The sequence below is a fragment of the Campylobacter sp. IFREMER_LSEM_CL2151 genome (assembly GCF_025771725.1).
Classification (GTDB): domain Bacteria; phylum Campylobacterota; class Campylobacteria; order Campylobacterales; family Campylobacteraceae; genus Campylobacter_D; species Campylobacter_D lari_C.
The window spans coordinates 109,924-124,942 of the sequence record NZ_JAKMQT010000003.1; the positions used below are offsets into that span (position 1 = coordinate 109,924).

The following is a 15,019-nucleotide window of genomic DNA, read 5'->3' on the forward strand; positions in this document are numbered from 1 at the left end:
TTATAAATATAGAGTTAGCAATATTTCATGATAAATGTGGAATTTTGTATCTTTATAAAATAATACATTAGAGGTTGAGTGAAAAAATACATTTTTTTAAGCTGTATATGCATAAATGCATTTGCTTTAAATTTAGAAGAAAGCTTAGGTGAGGGTGAGGCTAATGTTAGCAAAGAGCAAAAAACAAATACAGTTTCTAAGCAAGTATTTTTTCAAAAACCACAAGAATATCAAGCCCAAAATGTTGATTTTGGATCCTTTGCTAGTAAATCTTTAGGGCAAGTTTTAAATTTAAGTTCTAAAGATAAAACAGAAGCAAGTTTAGACTACAATGCTTTGAGTGTTAATATAAAAAATATCAATTCGATATTAGATTATGATAATGCTACCTTACTTTTAGAAAAACAAGCAAGAATAGATCAAGCAGAGCAGGCATATTCTTTAGGACTTATTAATCGTTATGAATTTGATGAGTTTAATTTTGGTTTTAATTATTTTAATGATCAATATAAAGAAGCATATACTAAGAATAGCTTTGGTGCTGAATTGCAGTTTAGTCATTATTTTAAAGCATATGCTAATCATTATAAGATCAAAGAAAACGATAGTGATGATAGTACAGAGCTTGGGGTTGTATTTGACTTGCCATATTTGAATGTTTTAAATGTAAATTCTAATATAAAAGAATTACAAAACCAATATAACATTACTTATTCTCCAATTTCTATTTTAGATTTATCGCTTAATTATCAAGATGAAAAAACTAACGCCAAAGATCAAACAGCAATGTGGGTAAGATTTAGACTAAATTATGAGCAAAGTTTAAGTAAGCAATTTTATAATAGCTTTTACCGTAAAAATAATATAGGAGAATTTAATCGCTATGATTTTGCTACTAGGACTTATTAATTATTCATAAAACGAGTAATATCATTATAAGTTACAAATACCATTAAACTTAAAAGCAAAGCCATGCCAAAATAACTAAGATATTCAAAGCATACTTTTGGTACTTCTTTTTTAAAGATTAGCTCATAAAGGTTAAAAAGTATATGTCCCCCATCTAGTGCTGGAATAGGAAGTAAATTTAATACTCCAAGGTTGATAGAAATTAAAGCAGTGATTAAAAATAAAACCACTATGCTAGTATTTGCTGCTTTGGAGGTTATATCTACCATAGTGATGATTCCACCCATGTTTTTAGCGTCTAACTCCCCGCTGATGATTTTAGCAAGGCCTTTAAAAATAAGCAAAGAAGCCTCTATACTTTCTTCATAAGCGTATTTTAAACTACTAATTCCTGGATGATAAATAGTAACAAACTCACCCTTAGGTGCTATGCCAATTAGTGGTTTTTGAACTTTTTGATAAAACTCATTATAACCTTGATCAATTTGCGGGGTTAGGGTGATGTTGATGAGTTTACCATCGCGTTCTATACTAAGTAAGGTTGGTTTTATATGTACAAGTTTGCCAATTTCTTCAAAGCTTTGAATTTTAACTCCATCTATAGCTAGGATTTTATCTCCAATTTGTAAATTTGCTTTTTGTGCAGCTGAGTTTGGTGCTATATTTCCAATAACAGGTGCAAGTTTTTGCACACCTAAAAAACCTATGGCTATATAAAGCAAAAATGCTAAAAAGAAATTAAAAAATGGTCCTGCAAAAAGTATATAAATTCTAGCTAGAGGACTTAGAGTATTATAGCTATTTGGTTCATAATTTTTTTCACTAGGATTTAAATCATCTTGTCCTTTAAGTTTAACATAACCACCAAAAGGTAGAGCAGATAAGCGATATTCTGTGTTTTTGTAAGTTTTTTTAAAAACAGCTTTTCCAAAGCCTATACTAAAAATTTCTACATCGACTTTCATATGTTTTGCGGCTAAAAAATGTCCTAGCTCGTGAAAAAAAATTAAAAAAGATATAACCAAAAGTGTTATTAAAAAGCTAAAAGAATAAAATTTAAAGCCAATAGCTAAGATGATAAATAAAAATAAATATGATTTCAAATTATACCTTTTTTAAATGTTTTATATAAGCTAGTATGTATTCAAAAGCTGAATAAAGTGTAAGTACTAAGGCAATAAATAACAATGTATTAGCAAAAGGCCATTGCATGATTAAAAATATAATGGCTATCATTTGAAAGGTTGTTTTTATTTTTCCCGCAAAAGAAGCACTTACATCAAATTTTTCACTCACCATAACTACTCGAAAACCAGTTATAAAAAATTCCCTTACTAAAATAATATAAATCATCCAAGGATCGGCTTTTTGAGTGAGTAATAATCCTAAAAAAGCAGCCAAAACAAGCATTTTATCTGCTAGTGGATCTATAATAGCTCCAAGTTTTGTAGTTTGATTCCAAGTTCTTGCAATATAACCATCAAAAAAATCAGTCAAGGCAGCTATACCAAAAATAACACAAGCAAAATAATTTACCCAACTAGGATGAATATTTTCAAAATCATTAATAAGCAAAAAAAACAAAAGTGGAGCTAATAATATCCTTATAAATGCTAAGATATTAGGTAAATTCATTGTTTATTAATCCTTGTGTTTAAAGAAAATACCCCAAAATGGGGTAATGAATCATTTAAAAGTGGTACCACCATCTACGATTAAGGTGTGTCCTGTGATCCAATTTGCTTTATCAGAACATAAAAATAAACATGCTCCTGCTAAATCTTGAGGCTGTCCAATACGATTTAGCGGACTAAGATTGATAGTTGCATTTTTAACTTCTTCATAATTTGTAAATGCTTTAAGTGCGTCAGTGTCAATTGGTCCACCACTTACTACATTGACACGGATGTTTTTAGAACCAAGTTCAGTTGCAGCATATCTTGCCATAGCTTCTACCGCTGCTTTAGCTGTACCGTGTCCTGCATAGTTTTCAATATGTACCAAATTTCCTGTTGAAGAAATAGATAATATACTACCCCCGCCAACTTTTTCCATTCTTTTTGCTGCTTCTTGTGCTCCAACAACAAAAGCATTTACAGTTGCTGTGAAAATATTATTTATTCCACGAGGTTTTAATTTCATAAATTTGGTATATCCACCTACAACGGCACGACCTGAGATAATAGCATTAGAGATGAAAAAATCTATTCTGTCAAAATCTTGATCGATTTTTTCAAATAACTCTTTATAAGTTTCTGGTTCAAGTATGTTAAACTCATAAGCCTTTGCTTTGATTTTATAATTATTTTCTAAATCTTTTACAATTTCTTGAGCTAAATCCGCATTAGAATTATAAGTAAAAGCTACATTAGCTCCTGCTTTTGCAAACTCATATACAATAGCCTTACCAATCCCTCTTGTTCCACCACTAATTACTAAAGTTTTATTTTGAAAAAAAGTATCCATTAAAATCCTTTGATATTATAGTTTTTCATAATCGCTTCTATTTTTGCTAAATTGCAATCACTAGGTTTACAAAGTGGCAAACGATACTCTAAAGTAGGGGTTAAACCTGCTATATACATTGCCGCTTTAATAGGTATAGGATTGCTTTCGCAAAATAAAATTTTATTGATATTATACAACTCATCATTGATTTTTTTAGCTTCAATATATTTTTCTTCTAAAGCTAGATGAGTTAATTTTGAAATCATATCAGGAAGTAAATTTGAAGTAACTGAAATCACACCTTTACCGCCATTTGAAAGTATAGGATAATTAATCGCATCTTCTCCGCTTAAAAGTATCATTCTAGGTTCATGTGCTAGTAAATCAACACATTTATCAATACTTCCACTAGCTTCTTTTACCCCATAAATATTTTCACAATCTCTAAACAATCTTATAATGGTTTCTGTTTGAAGCTCACAACCTGTTCTTCCTGGGACATTATATAAAAGCACAGGTATATCTATGCTTTTTGCTATTTCTTTATAATGTAAATACAAACCTTCTTGTGTGGGTTTGTTATAGTATGGAGTAACACTTAAAATGCCATCAGCTCCATGCTCTTGTGCAAACTTAGCCAAACTTACAGCCTCATGTGTAGCATTACTTCCTGCTCCTGCTAAAACCTTACAAGAACTTCCCTTGCAAGCATCTAGTGCTATTTCTATACAAATTCTATGTTCCTCATGGGTTAAGGTGGCACTTTCTCCGGTTGTTCCAACAGGTACCACTACATCAATTCCATTTGCTATTTGTCTTTTGATGAGTTTGTGGTAAGTTTGTTCATCTAATTTTCCATTTTTAAATGGAGTTATTAAAGCTGTCATTGCTCCTATGATGATTTTATTGTCCATTTTCACCCCTTTTTTAAGATTATTGTAGTAGATTTGTTTTCATTGAAGTATTTTTTAGCACAATGAATTAAATCATCTTTACTTAAATTTTCTATATTTTTTTTATAATCAAGCAAAGGTTTTAAATCACCTTTTGCAAGATAAGATCCATAAATATTTGCAACGCTACTTGCATTGCTTAGTGAAAAGATAAAATCACTTTTTACAGTATTTTTGATTTTTTCCATGATAGTATCATCAAATTTAGCATTTTTTACATCTTCAAGAATTTTTAAAAGCTCTTTTTCAACATCTTCTGCTTTTATACCTTCATTACAAACGCAAATAAATATAAATAAATTCTCATCTATATTTTCACTTGCATAAGCATAAAATTCATTGATAAGTTCTAATTTATCAATTAAAATTTCGCTTATTAAAGAACTTTTTCCATTTCCTAAAAGCTCACTCAATGCGCAAAGTTTTGGCATATCTTCGTGGTTAAATGCAGGAATTTTATATGCAAGTGCTAGTAATTGTGTGTCACTTTCTTTATGTAAGATCACACGTTTAGCACCATCTTGCTCAGGTTCTTTTTCATGAACTATAGGGATTTCTTTGGTATTTTTTATATCTTGAAAATGTTTTTTAGCTAAAGTAAATACTTCATCTTCATCAATATCACCACTCACAAGCAAAATAGCATTTTTGGGTTGATAAAAAGTTTGATGAAAATCTTGTATATCTTCTATTTTCCAATTTTGTATATCTTTAAAAAAGCCTATCGGGGTCCAGTGATATGGATGGTGTAAAAAGGCATGGTTGTATAATCTAAAATACAAATATCCCAAAGGATTGTTATCGGTTCTCCAACGCCTTTCTTCTAAAACTACATTTCTTTCAGGCTGAAACTCATCATCTTTTAAATTTAAATTACGCATTAATTCAGCAAAAAGCCATAAAGACTTATCTAAATTTTCACTAGAGCATTTTATAAAATAATGCGTATAGTCAAAGCCCGTACTTGCATTATCCACTCCGCCAAAACCCTTGACTATTTCATCAAATTCACCTGCTTTTAAATTTTTTGTACTTTTAAAATTTAAATGTTCAAGCATATGGGCTATACCACTTTTTCCCATTTTTTCATTTCTTGAGCCAACTTTATAAAAAATATCTACACTTACAACCCCGCTTTTTTTATTTACAGGTAAAGTATAGACTTCAAGTTTATTTTCAAGGGTGATTTTTTTATAATTAATCATTTAAAATTAACTCCTATAGCTTGACTAATATGATTAAAACCATCTTGTTTTAAAAGCTCAATTAAACCTTGATTGATATTTTTAACAATGCTTGGTCCTTTAAAAATCATAGCTGTATAAATTTGAACCAAACTAGCCCCGTTTTTAATGCGCTCATAAGCAAGTTCAGCACTATCTATGCCTCCACTTGCTATTAAAATGGTATCTTGATAAATTTCTTTAGCTACTTCTTTAAAAAATGTCGCACTTTTTTGGGTGATCAATCTACCACTAATTCCACCAAAAGTTCTTGCGTTGTCAATCAAAGAATAATCTACACTAGTATTTGCCATGATGATACCATCAGCTTTTGCGCTAATAGCGCTTTTGCAAAGTGAAATTGCGCTGTCTATATTCATATCTGGAGCAATTTTTAAAATTACAGGTTTATTTGTGATTTCTTTTGCTTGGTTAAATAAAGTACTTACAAATTCCTCACTTTGTAAATCTCTTAAATTTTTGGTATTTGGAGAGGATATATTAATCACAAATAAATCACACAAATCTTTAAACTCTTTTAATAAAATAATATAATCATTAATAGCTTCTTCATTTGGAGTGATTTTGTTTTTGCCTATATTTGCTACTAAAGGTATGCTAAATGGATAGACTTTTTTTACTTCTTTTGCGATAGCATCTTTACCTTTATTATTAAAACCCATAGCATTTTGAATACTTTCTTGCTCAACAAGTCTAAAAAGTCTAGGTTTTTCATTACCATTTTGAGGTTTTGGGGTGAAAGTTCCATATTCTAAAAAGCCAAAACCTAAAGCACTTAGTGGTCTTATCATTGTGGCATTTTTATCAAAGCCACCTGCTAAGCCCACAGGATTATAAAAATTTAGATTAAAAATTTCTTGATTTAAAATTTCATCATTTATCACACAATCTTTTGCAAAAAAACTAAGCCCTCCAGGAAATATACAATCTAGTGTTCGCATACTAAATTCAGCTAAAGCATGAGCATTTTCTGGATCTAATTTATATATTAAAGGTTTTAAGCTTTCATAGGTCATATTTTTCCTTTTTTACAAAATAGCATATTGTACTAAAAAAATGATAATTCTTAGTTTTCATTTTCATTAACTTTATCAGTTTTTTGTACTTTTTGTTTTAATTTTTGATAAATTTCACAATTTTTCATTAAATAAGCATCATTTCCTATAGAAGCTATTTTTCCTTTATCAAGTACAGCAATTTTATCAGCATTTTCTATAGTGCTAAGTCTATGAGCGATAATGAGTATTAAGCGATCTTTTTTTAAGCTTTCTATAGTTTTTACTATGGCTTTTTCACTTTCATTATCAAGTGCTGAAGTTGCTTCATCAAAAATTAAAATTTGAGGATTTTTATATAAAGCCCTTGCTATAGCAATGCGTTGTTTTTGTCCACCGGAGAGATTTTTCCCATGTTCTTTTAATTCAGTATGTATACCACCAAGTTCTTGAACAAAATCATAAGCATTAGCTTGTTTTAAAACCTCTATTACACGTGCTTCATCGTATTCTTTAGCATAAGCTATATTTTGAGCTATAGTGTCATTAAATATATAAATATTTTGAGTTACCAAAGAGATATTCTCTCTTAAGCTAACAATATCAAAAGAACTAATATCTTTTTGATTGATTAAAATTTCACCACTATCTTTTTCAAAAAAATACATTAAAAGATTGATAATAGAAGACTTTCCTCCGCCACTTGATCCAACTAAGGCTAGAATTTCTCCTTTGTTAAAAGAAAAATTTACATCTTTTAATACCATTTTATCTTTTTGATAGCTTAAAGAGACATTTTTAAAATGGATATTTTGGATATTTTCTGTAAGTTTTTCATCGCCACCTTTAATTTGCGGTTCTAAATCAGTTAGATAGAAAGTTCTCTCACTTGCTGCTACTGCATTTTGTAATCTTGTATAAAGTGAAGAAAGTCTTTTAATAGGAGTATAAGCCATAAATAAAGCTGTAGTAAAACTAAAAAAAGAACCTATGCTTAAACTTCCATCGATTACTTCTTTGCCGCCTATTATAATTACTATTGCAAAGCCAATTGAACCCATAGATTCCATTAAAGGGCTACTTAAAGCTTCGATTCTAATGCCTTTTAAGGAAAGTTTGCAAACTTCACTATTAGTTTGGCTGAATTTTTGCATTTCATTTTTACTTGCATTAGAAGCTTTAATAAGTTCTATATTAGAAAAGATTTCACTTAATCTTGAAGTAAGATCAGAATTTTTTTCTTGAGTATTGCGTCCTATTTTTTTGATTTTTTTAGCAAAAATAGCAAGGGGATAGATTGCTAAAGGTAAAATTACTAAAGCAAAAAAAGCAAGTTTTGGACTTTGATAAATCACTACGCTTAAAAGTCCAATGGCAGTTAAACTTTCTCTTAAAATTTCAGGTATTATAGTAGAAACTATATTTTGCAAAGCTCCAATATCAGAAGTACAACGACTAATTAATTCCCCACTTCTGTATTTATGAAAAAAACTCATATCTAAGCGCAAAAGATTGCCAAGAACTAATTCTCTTAATCTTCTTAAAATATCTGTCCCAACATAAGATATATAATAAACTTGCATATAAGCGCCAAGATTTTTTAAAGCATAAATTAAAATAACAAGCAAAGGCATATAATAAAGCAATTGAGCGTTTTTTTCTATAAAAATTTTATTTAAAATAGGCTCTATGATGTATGCACTAGCTGCTGTGCCACCACTGGTTAAAAGCATGCCAATAATAGCTAAAACAAAATAAAACCAATAATCTTTATAATAAGGCTTAAAGCGAGTAAAAACTTCTTTAAGCTTCATTTCTTTGTAATTTTTATCCATTTTTCTCCCATACCACACCATTTGGTGTATCCATTAAAAGAATATTCTCTTTAGCCAAATCATCACGAATTTGATCTGCTAAGGCATAGTTTTTTTCTTGTTTTGCCTTGTTGCGTAGAGCAATTTTTTCTTCTATTTCTTGACATTTTTCTTCACTAATACCAAATTGAAAATATTTTATAGTATCTATAAAACCTATACCAAAAATAAAAGCAAGTTCTTTTAAGGTTTTTTCCAATTGTATTTTATAAGTTTTATCTTTTGGGTTTTTATCTAAATAAATATTACTTTCATTGATAAACTCATCAAGTAAAGCTAAGGCTTTAGAGGCATTTAAATCATCATTTAAAACTTCTAAGATATTTTTAGCTACTTCACTTTCTATGGTAGTTTTTTCATCTATAAAAGCATTTAAATTTAAGCGTTTTTTTAAGCGATAAAATTTATCAAGTCTTTTTTTAGCAGCTTGTAAGTCTTCTAAAGCATAGTTAAAATGCGCTCTATAATGCACACTTAAAAGATAAAATCTCAAAACCTCTCCACTAAAAAGTTTTAAAGAATCTTTTAGAAAAAAGCTATTTCCCAAGCTTTTGCTCATTTTTTCACCATTAATTTGCACAAAGCCATTGTGTAGCCAAAAATTAGCTAATTCATGATTGTTTTTACAACGACACTGACAAGCTTCGTTTTCATGATGAGGAAAAAGTAAGTCTATACCCCCTGCATGAATGTCAAGTTTATCTTTAAAAATACTTTCTATCATCACAACACATTCTGTGTGCCAACCTGGTCTTCCTTTGCCAAAACTTGCAGGATAAAATTTTTCATCAAATTTCCATAAAACAAAATCGCTATCATTTTTTTTAGCCACGCTTTCTTCTAGGCGTGATTGATTATCTTCTAAATTTCTTTTAGAGATATAAAAGTATTTATCATCTTTGCTAGTATCAAAATAAATCCCATCTTCAAGTTTATAAGCTAGGTTTAATTCTAAAAGTTTTTCTATATATATAATCATTTGCTCAATATAAGCTGTAGCCTTTGGTTTAAAATCAGGTTCTAAGATATTAAGCGCTTGCATATCTTCTTCATATCTTTTAATATAAAAATTTGTAATTTCTTCTAAACTTTTACCACTCTCTTGCATTTTTTTTAAGATTTTATCATCAATATCAGTGTAATTTCTAACAAAAACTACTTTATAATCATTTGCTAGCAAAACTCTTCTTAAAAAATCAAAACACACACTACTTCTTGCATGTCCTAAATGTGCATCATCATATACAGTAGGCCCGCATAAATAAATATTTGCTTTTTTTGCCTCATGTGGGATAAATTCGCATTTTTTCTTTAAAACACTATCAAAAAAAACCATTAAAACAAACCTTTAAAAAAATGATAAATTTCAATTAAAAATTGTATTAAAATATCTTTAATTTCAAATAAGCCTAAAGCAAATAAACTTAAAAATACTATACTAATAAGCCAAAATTTAACCCTAAAAATACCCCAAAGATTTTTAAAGCCAAATTCTTTTATATTAGCATATAATAAATAAAAAGCACTAATAGATGAAGCTAATGCAATGCCTAAGCTCTTATAAGCTTCTTCTTTGATAAGTAAAATAATCACTATACTAAAAAATGCTGATATAAAAAGTGTTTTAAAGGCGATTATAGCGGCTATTTTTTGTTTAAATTTAGCATAAAGCCATAAAGAAAAAAGTTTTTGTAAACCAAAAGGTAAAAGTCCTAAAAGATAAGCTTGTAATAAAAATGCAGTGATTTTTGTATCTTCTTGATTAAAATTTCCTCTTTGAAATAAAAACTCCACAATTTCTTTAGCTAAGATAATCCCCACTATACTAGCTAAAATCAAAAGCACGCTTAAATATTCAAAAGCTTTTTGCATAAAAGCTAAGGCTTTTTGTTCTTCATTTGCTTTTAAATGTCTTAGTATTTTTGGAAAACTTACTTGACTTAGTGCGATTGCAAAAAGAGCTAAAGGAAGCTGAAAAACCCTATTAGAATAATACAAATACGAAATACTTCCAGCCATTAAAAAACTAGCTATAGTGGTATCTAATAATGAACTAATTTGATTTGCTGAAGAGCCTAAAAGTCCATGAGTAAATGTAGAGTGGAACTTATCTAAATTAGTCTTTGTTTTTTTAAGTTTTATGCTTAAATACATACTTTTTAAAATTCTAGTGTTTTTTAAAGCAAAAATATGCCATATAAGTTGAGCTAGACCACTTAAAACAGTCGCATATGAAAAATAATACAAAGCTTCTAAAGGTTTATCTTGAGTGACAAAAAATCCGGCAATCACAACAAAAAGATTAAAAAATGAAGCAGAAAAAGAAGTGATGAAAAAATTTTGTTTATAATTTAACAAAGAGCCTAAAAAAGTTACTAAAAAAATAAAAAACAAATACCAAAAATTAATAGAAACTAAAGGCGCAGCTAGAATGATCGTTTCTTTGTTAAAACCAAAGGCAAAAATCTTTGTAAAAAATTCAGCAAAAAAACTCACTAAAACACAGGTTAAAAAAACAATAATACTAAATTGTAATAAGACATTTATACAAAAAGCACCTTTTTTACTTGCTTTTAAAAAACTTGGTAAAAAAGCTTGTCCAAAAGCCCCTTCAGCGAAAATTCTTCTAAAAAAAGCAGGCATTTTTAAAGCCACAAAGAAAATATCACTATAAATTCCAGCACCTAAGTACAAGGCTAAAACAATATCTCTTAAAACACCCATAATCCTAGAAAATAAAATTCCCAAGGCATTGATGATGAAATTTTTAAAAATAATATTTTTTCTCATTAATTTTCATTCTTTAAACATTAGTTTGAGTATTATAAAATTTTTTAATAGCAATAATTTTAACTAAATTTTGATTTTATTTTTGCTAAAATCAAAATTTTATACACAATAAGGAAGCTTAAGCTATGGAAGAGAAGAAAATTTTATATACTAAAGACCCTTATAAAGAGCTTTTGATATTTGCTTCTGAAAATAAATGCGAAGTTGATGAACTTGATTTTAGATTGTTAAGTTTTAGTACTTCTTATACTTATGATAATCAAGAATGGATAAAAGTTAATGAAAAAGAATTAAAAATTTTTGAAGAAAATGAAAAATTTTTAATTCATGATTTAAGTATAGAGCAAGAGTATAAAATAGAAATTTATTTTAAAAAATTTGCACGCATACCAACTTTTGAAGTTAGCTTGCATGCTAATGAGCTTTGTACTTTATTAAAAGCTAGTGTTAGAGCTAGTGAAGCTATTGCTTTTCATGATAAATTAGCACTAGAGCTTTTAGAAGCTATTTATAAAGCGATGATAAAAGAAAAATATTTGCTTGGATTTAGAATTTTTGATTTTAAAAAGCAAATTATTGATTTTAATACTAAAGTTAAAGAAAAGCAAAAATTTGATTTTGAAGTTGAATTTGAAGTATGTAAGGGAGTTAATCCACAAGAGCCTACAAATGAAGAAATTCAATATCACTATTTAGAAAATCTAAAAAAACACAATGATGTGATGAATAGAAACTATGTAGCACCTATAGGAAAAGATGAGGTGGCTATTGAGAGGATTAAACCAAAAGAGGGTAGTGATGGTAAAGATTTAAGATTTAAAATTTTAAAAGCCCTCCCGCCAAAAACAAACAAAGAAAAAGTTATTTGTTCGGATAATTTTGAAGTTAAAGAAGATGATGAAAGTATAAAATATATTGCCAAAAAAGATGGATTTATTATCCAAAAAAAATCTATTTATGAGATAGAAAATTATTTAGAATTTAACAAGGTTGATTTTAAAAGCACGGGTTCTATTTGGGCGGGTTTTGATAAGCAAGTTATTATCGTGATTAAAAATACAAATAGTTTAGAGGATGCAATAGGCCCTAGAATTACCGTTGAAGCACAAGAGTTAGAGGTTGTGGGCAATATGGCTCAAGATTCTGTTTTAAGAGGTAAAAAAGTAATTCTTAAAGGCAATATGCACCATAAAAGTACTATTATAGGGCAAAAGGTTGAGGTTAATATCTTAAGAGGATATTGTGAGGCTGAGGAAATTTTTGCTGAAACTTTAGAAAATGGCTCTATTAAGGCTAAAAAAGTAAATATTAAAAAGGCTGTGGGTGGGGAGATTATTGCTGATGAAATTTATATACAAGAACTTGGTGGAAATTGTTTATGTAGTGCTAAAAGTTTAATCCGCGTTGAAAAAATTCAAGGAAGTGGCAATAAACTTGTAATTCAAGATCTCAAAGCTTTTGATAAAGAAAAAAGTGGCGAGGAAATACTTTTGCATATTGAAGAGTTAAAAAAAGAACAAGAAAATTTAGTCAAGGAAATTGAAGAAACCAAGCATACTATCCATGTGAGTAAAGATTCTGTGAGAATTTTACAGCAAAAGGCAAAAGAATTAATGAATGCAAAAAGAGCTATACCGCAAGCTTATAAGATTACTATTAAAGATTTTAATCAAAAGATTGAAAATTTAAATATTTTAGCTAATAAGATAGAAACTTTAAAAGAGGAAGAAAAAGCAAATATAGAAAAGCTTAAAAAAATTCAAGATGAACTTTTAAAATCAAAAATTATTAATAAAAGTGGAAAATGGATGGATTTAAACGAAGTTAAATTTGTTTTATTAAATCCTAGAAAAGAGTTAAGCTATCATCCGCGTAATGATGAGATGATTGAGTGTTTTGAACTTGAAAAGATAGATACTGAAGATGGAGTAAGTGTTTATGAAATTCGCTCTATTAATAATTACAAGGAATAAACTAAATGATAGTGGCAATTGAAGGAATAGTGAGTAAAAAAGAACCTACTTTTGTAATTTTAAAAACTTCAAGTGGGGTAAGTTATGGTGTTTATGTGTCGCTTTTTTGCTCAAGTAATTTTGAAAAAGATCAAAAGGTTGAGTTTTTAATCACGCAAATTATCAAAGAAGACTCTCATAAATTATATGGATTTTTAGACATTAACGAGCAAAGAATGTTTGAATTATTAATCAAAATTAGTGGTATAGGAGCAACTACTGCTATGGCACTTTGCTCAAGCTTAGATACTAATACTTTTTATACAGCTTTGCAAAGTGGCGATGAGAGTGTATTTAAAAAGGTTCCTGGTATTGGTCCAAAGAGTGCAAAAAGAATTATAGCTGAGTTAAGTGATGCAAAAATCAATATAGAAAATTCTAATCAAGATCAAGCACAAGCTTTAGCAGCTTTACTTTCACTTGGTTTTAAACAAGAAAATATTTTAAAGGTTTTAAGAACTTGTGAGAGTAAAAATACTAGTGAGCTTATTAAAGAGGCTTTGAAAAAATTAGCATAATAAAAGGAAAAATATAATGATATATGGTGTAATTTTTGGTGCAAATTCTTATGAGCATGAAATTAGCATTGTGAGTGCTGTGGTATTAAAAAAAGTACTCAAAGCGCAAAAAAAATTTATATTTTGTGATAAAAATAAGGAATTTTTTCTTATAGATGAAGAAAAAATGAATGCAAAAACTTTTAGTAGTGGTGCTTATAAAAAAGAAAAAGCCTTGGTATTAAAGCAGGGTGGGTTTTTTATAAAAACCATGTTAGGTGAGAAAAAACTTGACATTGATGTGGCGGTAAATATCGTACATGGAAAAGATGGCGAAGATGGCAAAATAGCTGCTTTGCTTGATTTTTATGGTATAAAATACATAGGACCGCGCATAGAAGCTAGTGTTTTATCTTTTAATAAGGTTTTAACTAAACTTTATGCACAAAGCGTAGGGGTGAAAACACTTGATTATAAGGTTTTAAATTTGCATAAAGAGCAAAATGTTTCTTTAGACTTTCCTTGTATTTTAAAGCCCGCAAGATTAGGTAGTAGTATAGGTATAAGCATAGTTAAAGATGAAAGCGAGCTTAAATATGCTAAAGATGTTGCTTTTGAATTTGATGAGGATGTTGTGGTTGAAAAATTTGTAAGCAATATTAAAGAATATAACTTAGCAGGTTGTATGATAGGTGATAGGATGGAATTTTCTATCATTGAAGAGCCTAGAAAAAACGAAATTTTAGATTTTGAACAAAAATATTTAGGTTTTTCAGAAAGTTCTAAAGTGAGTGAAGCAAATATTAGTGAAGAATTAAAACAAAAACTAAAGGATAATTTTACTAGAATTTATAATCCTTTGTTTAAAGGAGCTTTGATTCGCTGTGATTTTTTTGTGATAGATGATGAGGTTTATTTAAATGAGATCAATCCAAATCCAGGATCATTGGCAAATTATTTATTTGAAGATTTTACTAATACAGTTGATAATTTAGCAAAAAATATAGAGCTAGAAAAGCAAATTAAGATTGATTATGCTTTTATTCACAGCATTAATGGGCAAAAAGGTAAATTATAATCATGGCTACTTTTAGCAAAGATGAAATTTATACTGCAACTGAAGTAGTAAGAAATTTCAGTACTATGCTTGAAAAAACAAAAAAAAGTGAAAATAGCAGGGTGGTGATAGTAAAAAATAATAAATTTGAAGCCGTGCTTTTAAGCTTTGAAGAGTATGAGCGTTTAAATGAAGCTGTAATGCTTTTAGAAAAGATTTATAAAGATAAAAAAGGCTAGA

General features: G+C 28.8%; 14 protein-coding genes. 5 read left to right on the forward strand and 9 right to left on the reverse strand.

Annotated elements, in window-relative coordinates; translation table 11 throughout:
* Positions 1-78: 78 nt before the first annotated feature.
* Entirely contained in the window at positions 79-909 is an 831-nt protein-coding gene (locus L8V82_RS03515; RefSeq protein ID WP_263676871.1) for a hypothetical protein, read from the forward strand.
* Here the strand turns inward: L8V82_RS03515 and rseP are convergent.
* Genes rseP through murJ form a run of 9 tightly spaced genes read right to left on the reverse strand, consistent with a single transcriptional unit; the run spans position 906 to position 11,213 of the window.
* Positions 906-2,012: an RIP metalloprotease RseP gene (rseP, locus tag L8V82_RS03520; RefSeq protein ID WP_263724033.1), complete on the reverse strand. Its 1,107-nt coding sequence runs from the start codon at positions 2,010-2,012 to the stop codon at positions 906-908. The two genes, L8V82_RS03515 and rseP, sit on opposite strands and share 4 nt — an antisense overlap.
* 1 nt (position 2,013) lies before the next feature.
* Complete coding sequence (gene pgsA / locus L8V82_RS03525) at positions 2,014-2,544, reverse strand: CDP-diacylglycerol--glycerol-3-phosphate 3-phosphatidyltransferase (RefSeq protein ID WP_263724034.1); 531 nt, start codon at positions 2,542-2,544, stop codon at positions 2,014-2,016.
* Positions 2,545-2,595: 51 nt separating this feature from the next.
* Positions 2,596-3,375 carry an enoyl-ACP reductase gene (locus L8V82_RS03530; RefSeq protein ID WP_039618024.1) on the reverse strand — a complete coding sequence of 260 codons (780 nt, stop codon included), beginning with the start codon at positions 3,373-3,375 and terminating at the stop codon, positions 2,596-2,598.
* Entirely contained in the window at positions 3,375-4,271 is an 897-nt protein-coding gene (dapA, locus tag L8V82_RS03535; protein WP_039618026.1) for a 4-hydroxy-tetrahydrodipicolinate synthase, read from the reverse strand. The genes L8V82_RS03530 and dapA overlap by 1 nt, the downstream gene beginning before the upstream one ends.
* Positions 4,272-4,273: 2 nt before the next feature.
* Complete coding sequence (locus tag L8V82_RS03540) at positions 4,274-5,515, reverse strand: M16 family metallopeptidase (RefSeq protein WP_263724035.1); 1,242 nt, start codon at positions 5,513-5,515, stop codon at positions 4,274-4,276.
* Positions 5,512-6,570 carry a quinone-dependent dihydroorotate dehydrogenase gene (locus L8V82_RS03545; RefSeq protein WP_263724036.1) on the reverse strand — a complete coding sequence of 353 codons (1,059 nt, stop codon included), beginning with the start codon at positions 6,568-6,570 and terminating at the stop codon, positions 5,512-5,514. The genes L8V82_RS03540 and L8V82_RS03545 overlap by 4 nt, the downstream gene beginning before the upstream one ends.
* A 50-nt stretch (positions 6,571-6,620) precedes the next feature.
* Positions 6,621-8,384: an ABC transporter ATP-binding protein gene (locus L8V82_RS03550; protein ID WP_263724037.1), complete on the reverse strand. Its 1,764-nt coding sequence runs from the start codon at positions 8,382-8,384 to the stop codon at positions 6,621-6,623.
* Positions 8,377-9,759, reverse strand: coding sequence for a cysteine--tRNA ligase (gene cysS / locus L8V82_RS03555; protein WP_263724038.1), 1,383 nt, complete (start codon positions 9,757-9,759; stop codon positions 8,377-8,379). The genes L8V82_RS03550 and cysS overlap by 8 nt, the downstream gene beginning before the upstream one ends.
* Entirely contained in the window at positions 9,759-11,213 is a 1,455-nt protein-coding gene (gene murJ / locus L8V82_RS03560; protein WP_263675733.1) for a murein biosynthesis integral membrane protein MurJ, read from the reverse strand. The genes cysS and murJ overlap by 1 nt, the downstream gene beginning before the upstream one ends.
* A 125-nt stretch (positions 11,214-11,338) precedes the next feature.
* Here murJ and L8V82_RS03565 point away from each other — a divergent pair, with 125 nt between their 5' ends.
* From L8V82_RS03565 to L8V82_RS03580, 4 genes are read left to right on the forward strand one after another with little or no spacing between them, the layout of a single operon-like run.
* Positions 11,339-13,186, forward strand: a complete 1,848-nt coding sequence (locus L8V82_RS03565; RefSeq protein WP_263724039.1) for a FapA family protein — start codon at positions 11,339-11,341, stop codon at positions 13,184-13,186.
* 5 nt (positions 13,187-13,191) lie between these two features.
* Positions 13,192-13,743, forward strand: coding sequence for a Holliday junction branch migration protein RuvA (ruvA, locus tag L8V82_RS03570; RefSeq protein WP_263724040.1), 552 nt, complete (start codon positions 13,192-13,194; stop codon positions 13,741-13,743).
* A gap of 16 nt (positions 13,744-13,759) precedes the next feature.
* A complete protein-coding gene (locus tag L8V82_RS03575; RefSeq protein WP_263724041.1) occupies positions 13,760-14,800 on the forward strand; it encodes a D-alanine--D-alanine ligase in 1,041 nt (346 codons plus the stop codon).
* A 2-nt stretch (positions 14,801-14,802) separates the two neighbouring features.
* The gene (locus tag L8V82_RS03580) at positions 14,803-15,018 is read left to right on the forward strand and encodes a type II toxin-antitoxin system Phd/YefM family antitoxin (protein WP_039618043.1); all 216 of its coding nucleotides are present in this window, start codon (positions 14,803-14,805) and stop codon (positions 15,016-15,018) included.
* Position 15,019 lies beyond the last annotated feature (1 nt).

Excerpts from the sequence above, each read along its gene's own strand:
- L8V82_RS03580 (WP_039618043.1), top strand. The coding sequence starts at position 14,803 with ATGGCTACTTTTAGCAAAGATGAAATTTATACTGCAACTGAAGTAGTA.
- pgsA (WP_263724034.1), bottom strand. The coding sequence starts at position 2,544 with ATGAATTTACCTAATATCTTAGCATTTATAAGGATATTATTAGCTCCA.
- ruvA (WP_263724040.1), top strand. The coding sequence starts at position 13,192 with ATGATAGTGGCAATTGAAGGAATAGTGAGTAAAAAAGAACCTACTTTT.
- dapA (WP_039618026.1), bottom strand. The coding sequence starts at position 4,271 with ATGGACAATAAAATCATCATAGGAGCAATGACAGCTTTAATAACTCCA.
- L8V82_RS03565 (WP_263724039.1), top strand. The coding sequence starts at position 11,339 with ATGGAAGAGAAGAAAATTTTATATACTAAAGACCCTTATAAAGAGCTT.
- cysS (WP_263724038.1), bottom strand. The coding sequence starts at position 9,759 with ATGGTTTTTTTTGATAGTGTTTTAAAGAAAAAATGCGAATTTATCCCA.
- L8V82_RS03545 (WP_263724036.1), bottom strand. The coding sequence starts at position 6,570 with ATGACCTATGAAAGCTTAAAACCTTTAATATATAAATTAGATCCAGAA.
- L8V82_RS03575 (WP_263724041.1), top strand. The coding sequence starts at position 13,760 with ATGATATATGGTGTAATTTTTGGTGCAAATTCTTATGAGCATGAAATT.
- murJ (WP_263675733.1), bottom strand. The coding sequence starts at position 11,213 with ATGAGAAAAAATATTATTTTTAAAAATTTCATCATCAATGCCTTGGGA.
- L8V82_RS03540 (WP_263724035.1), bottom strand. The coding sequence starts at position 5,515 with ATGATTAATTATAAAAAAATCACCCTTGAAAATAAACTTGAAGTCTAT.
- L8V82_RS03550 (WP_263724037.1), bottom strand. The coding sequence starts at position 8,384 with ATGGATAAAAATTACAAAGAAATGAAGCTTAAAGAAGTTTTTACTCGC.
- L8V82_RS03530 (WP_039618024.1), bottom strand. The coding sequence starts at position 3,375 with ATGGATACTTTTTTTCAAAATAAAACTTTAGTAATTAGTGGTGGAACA.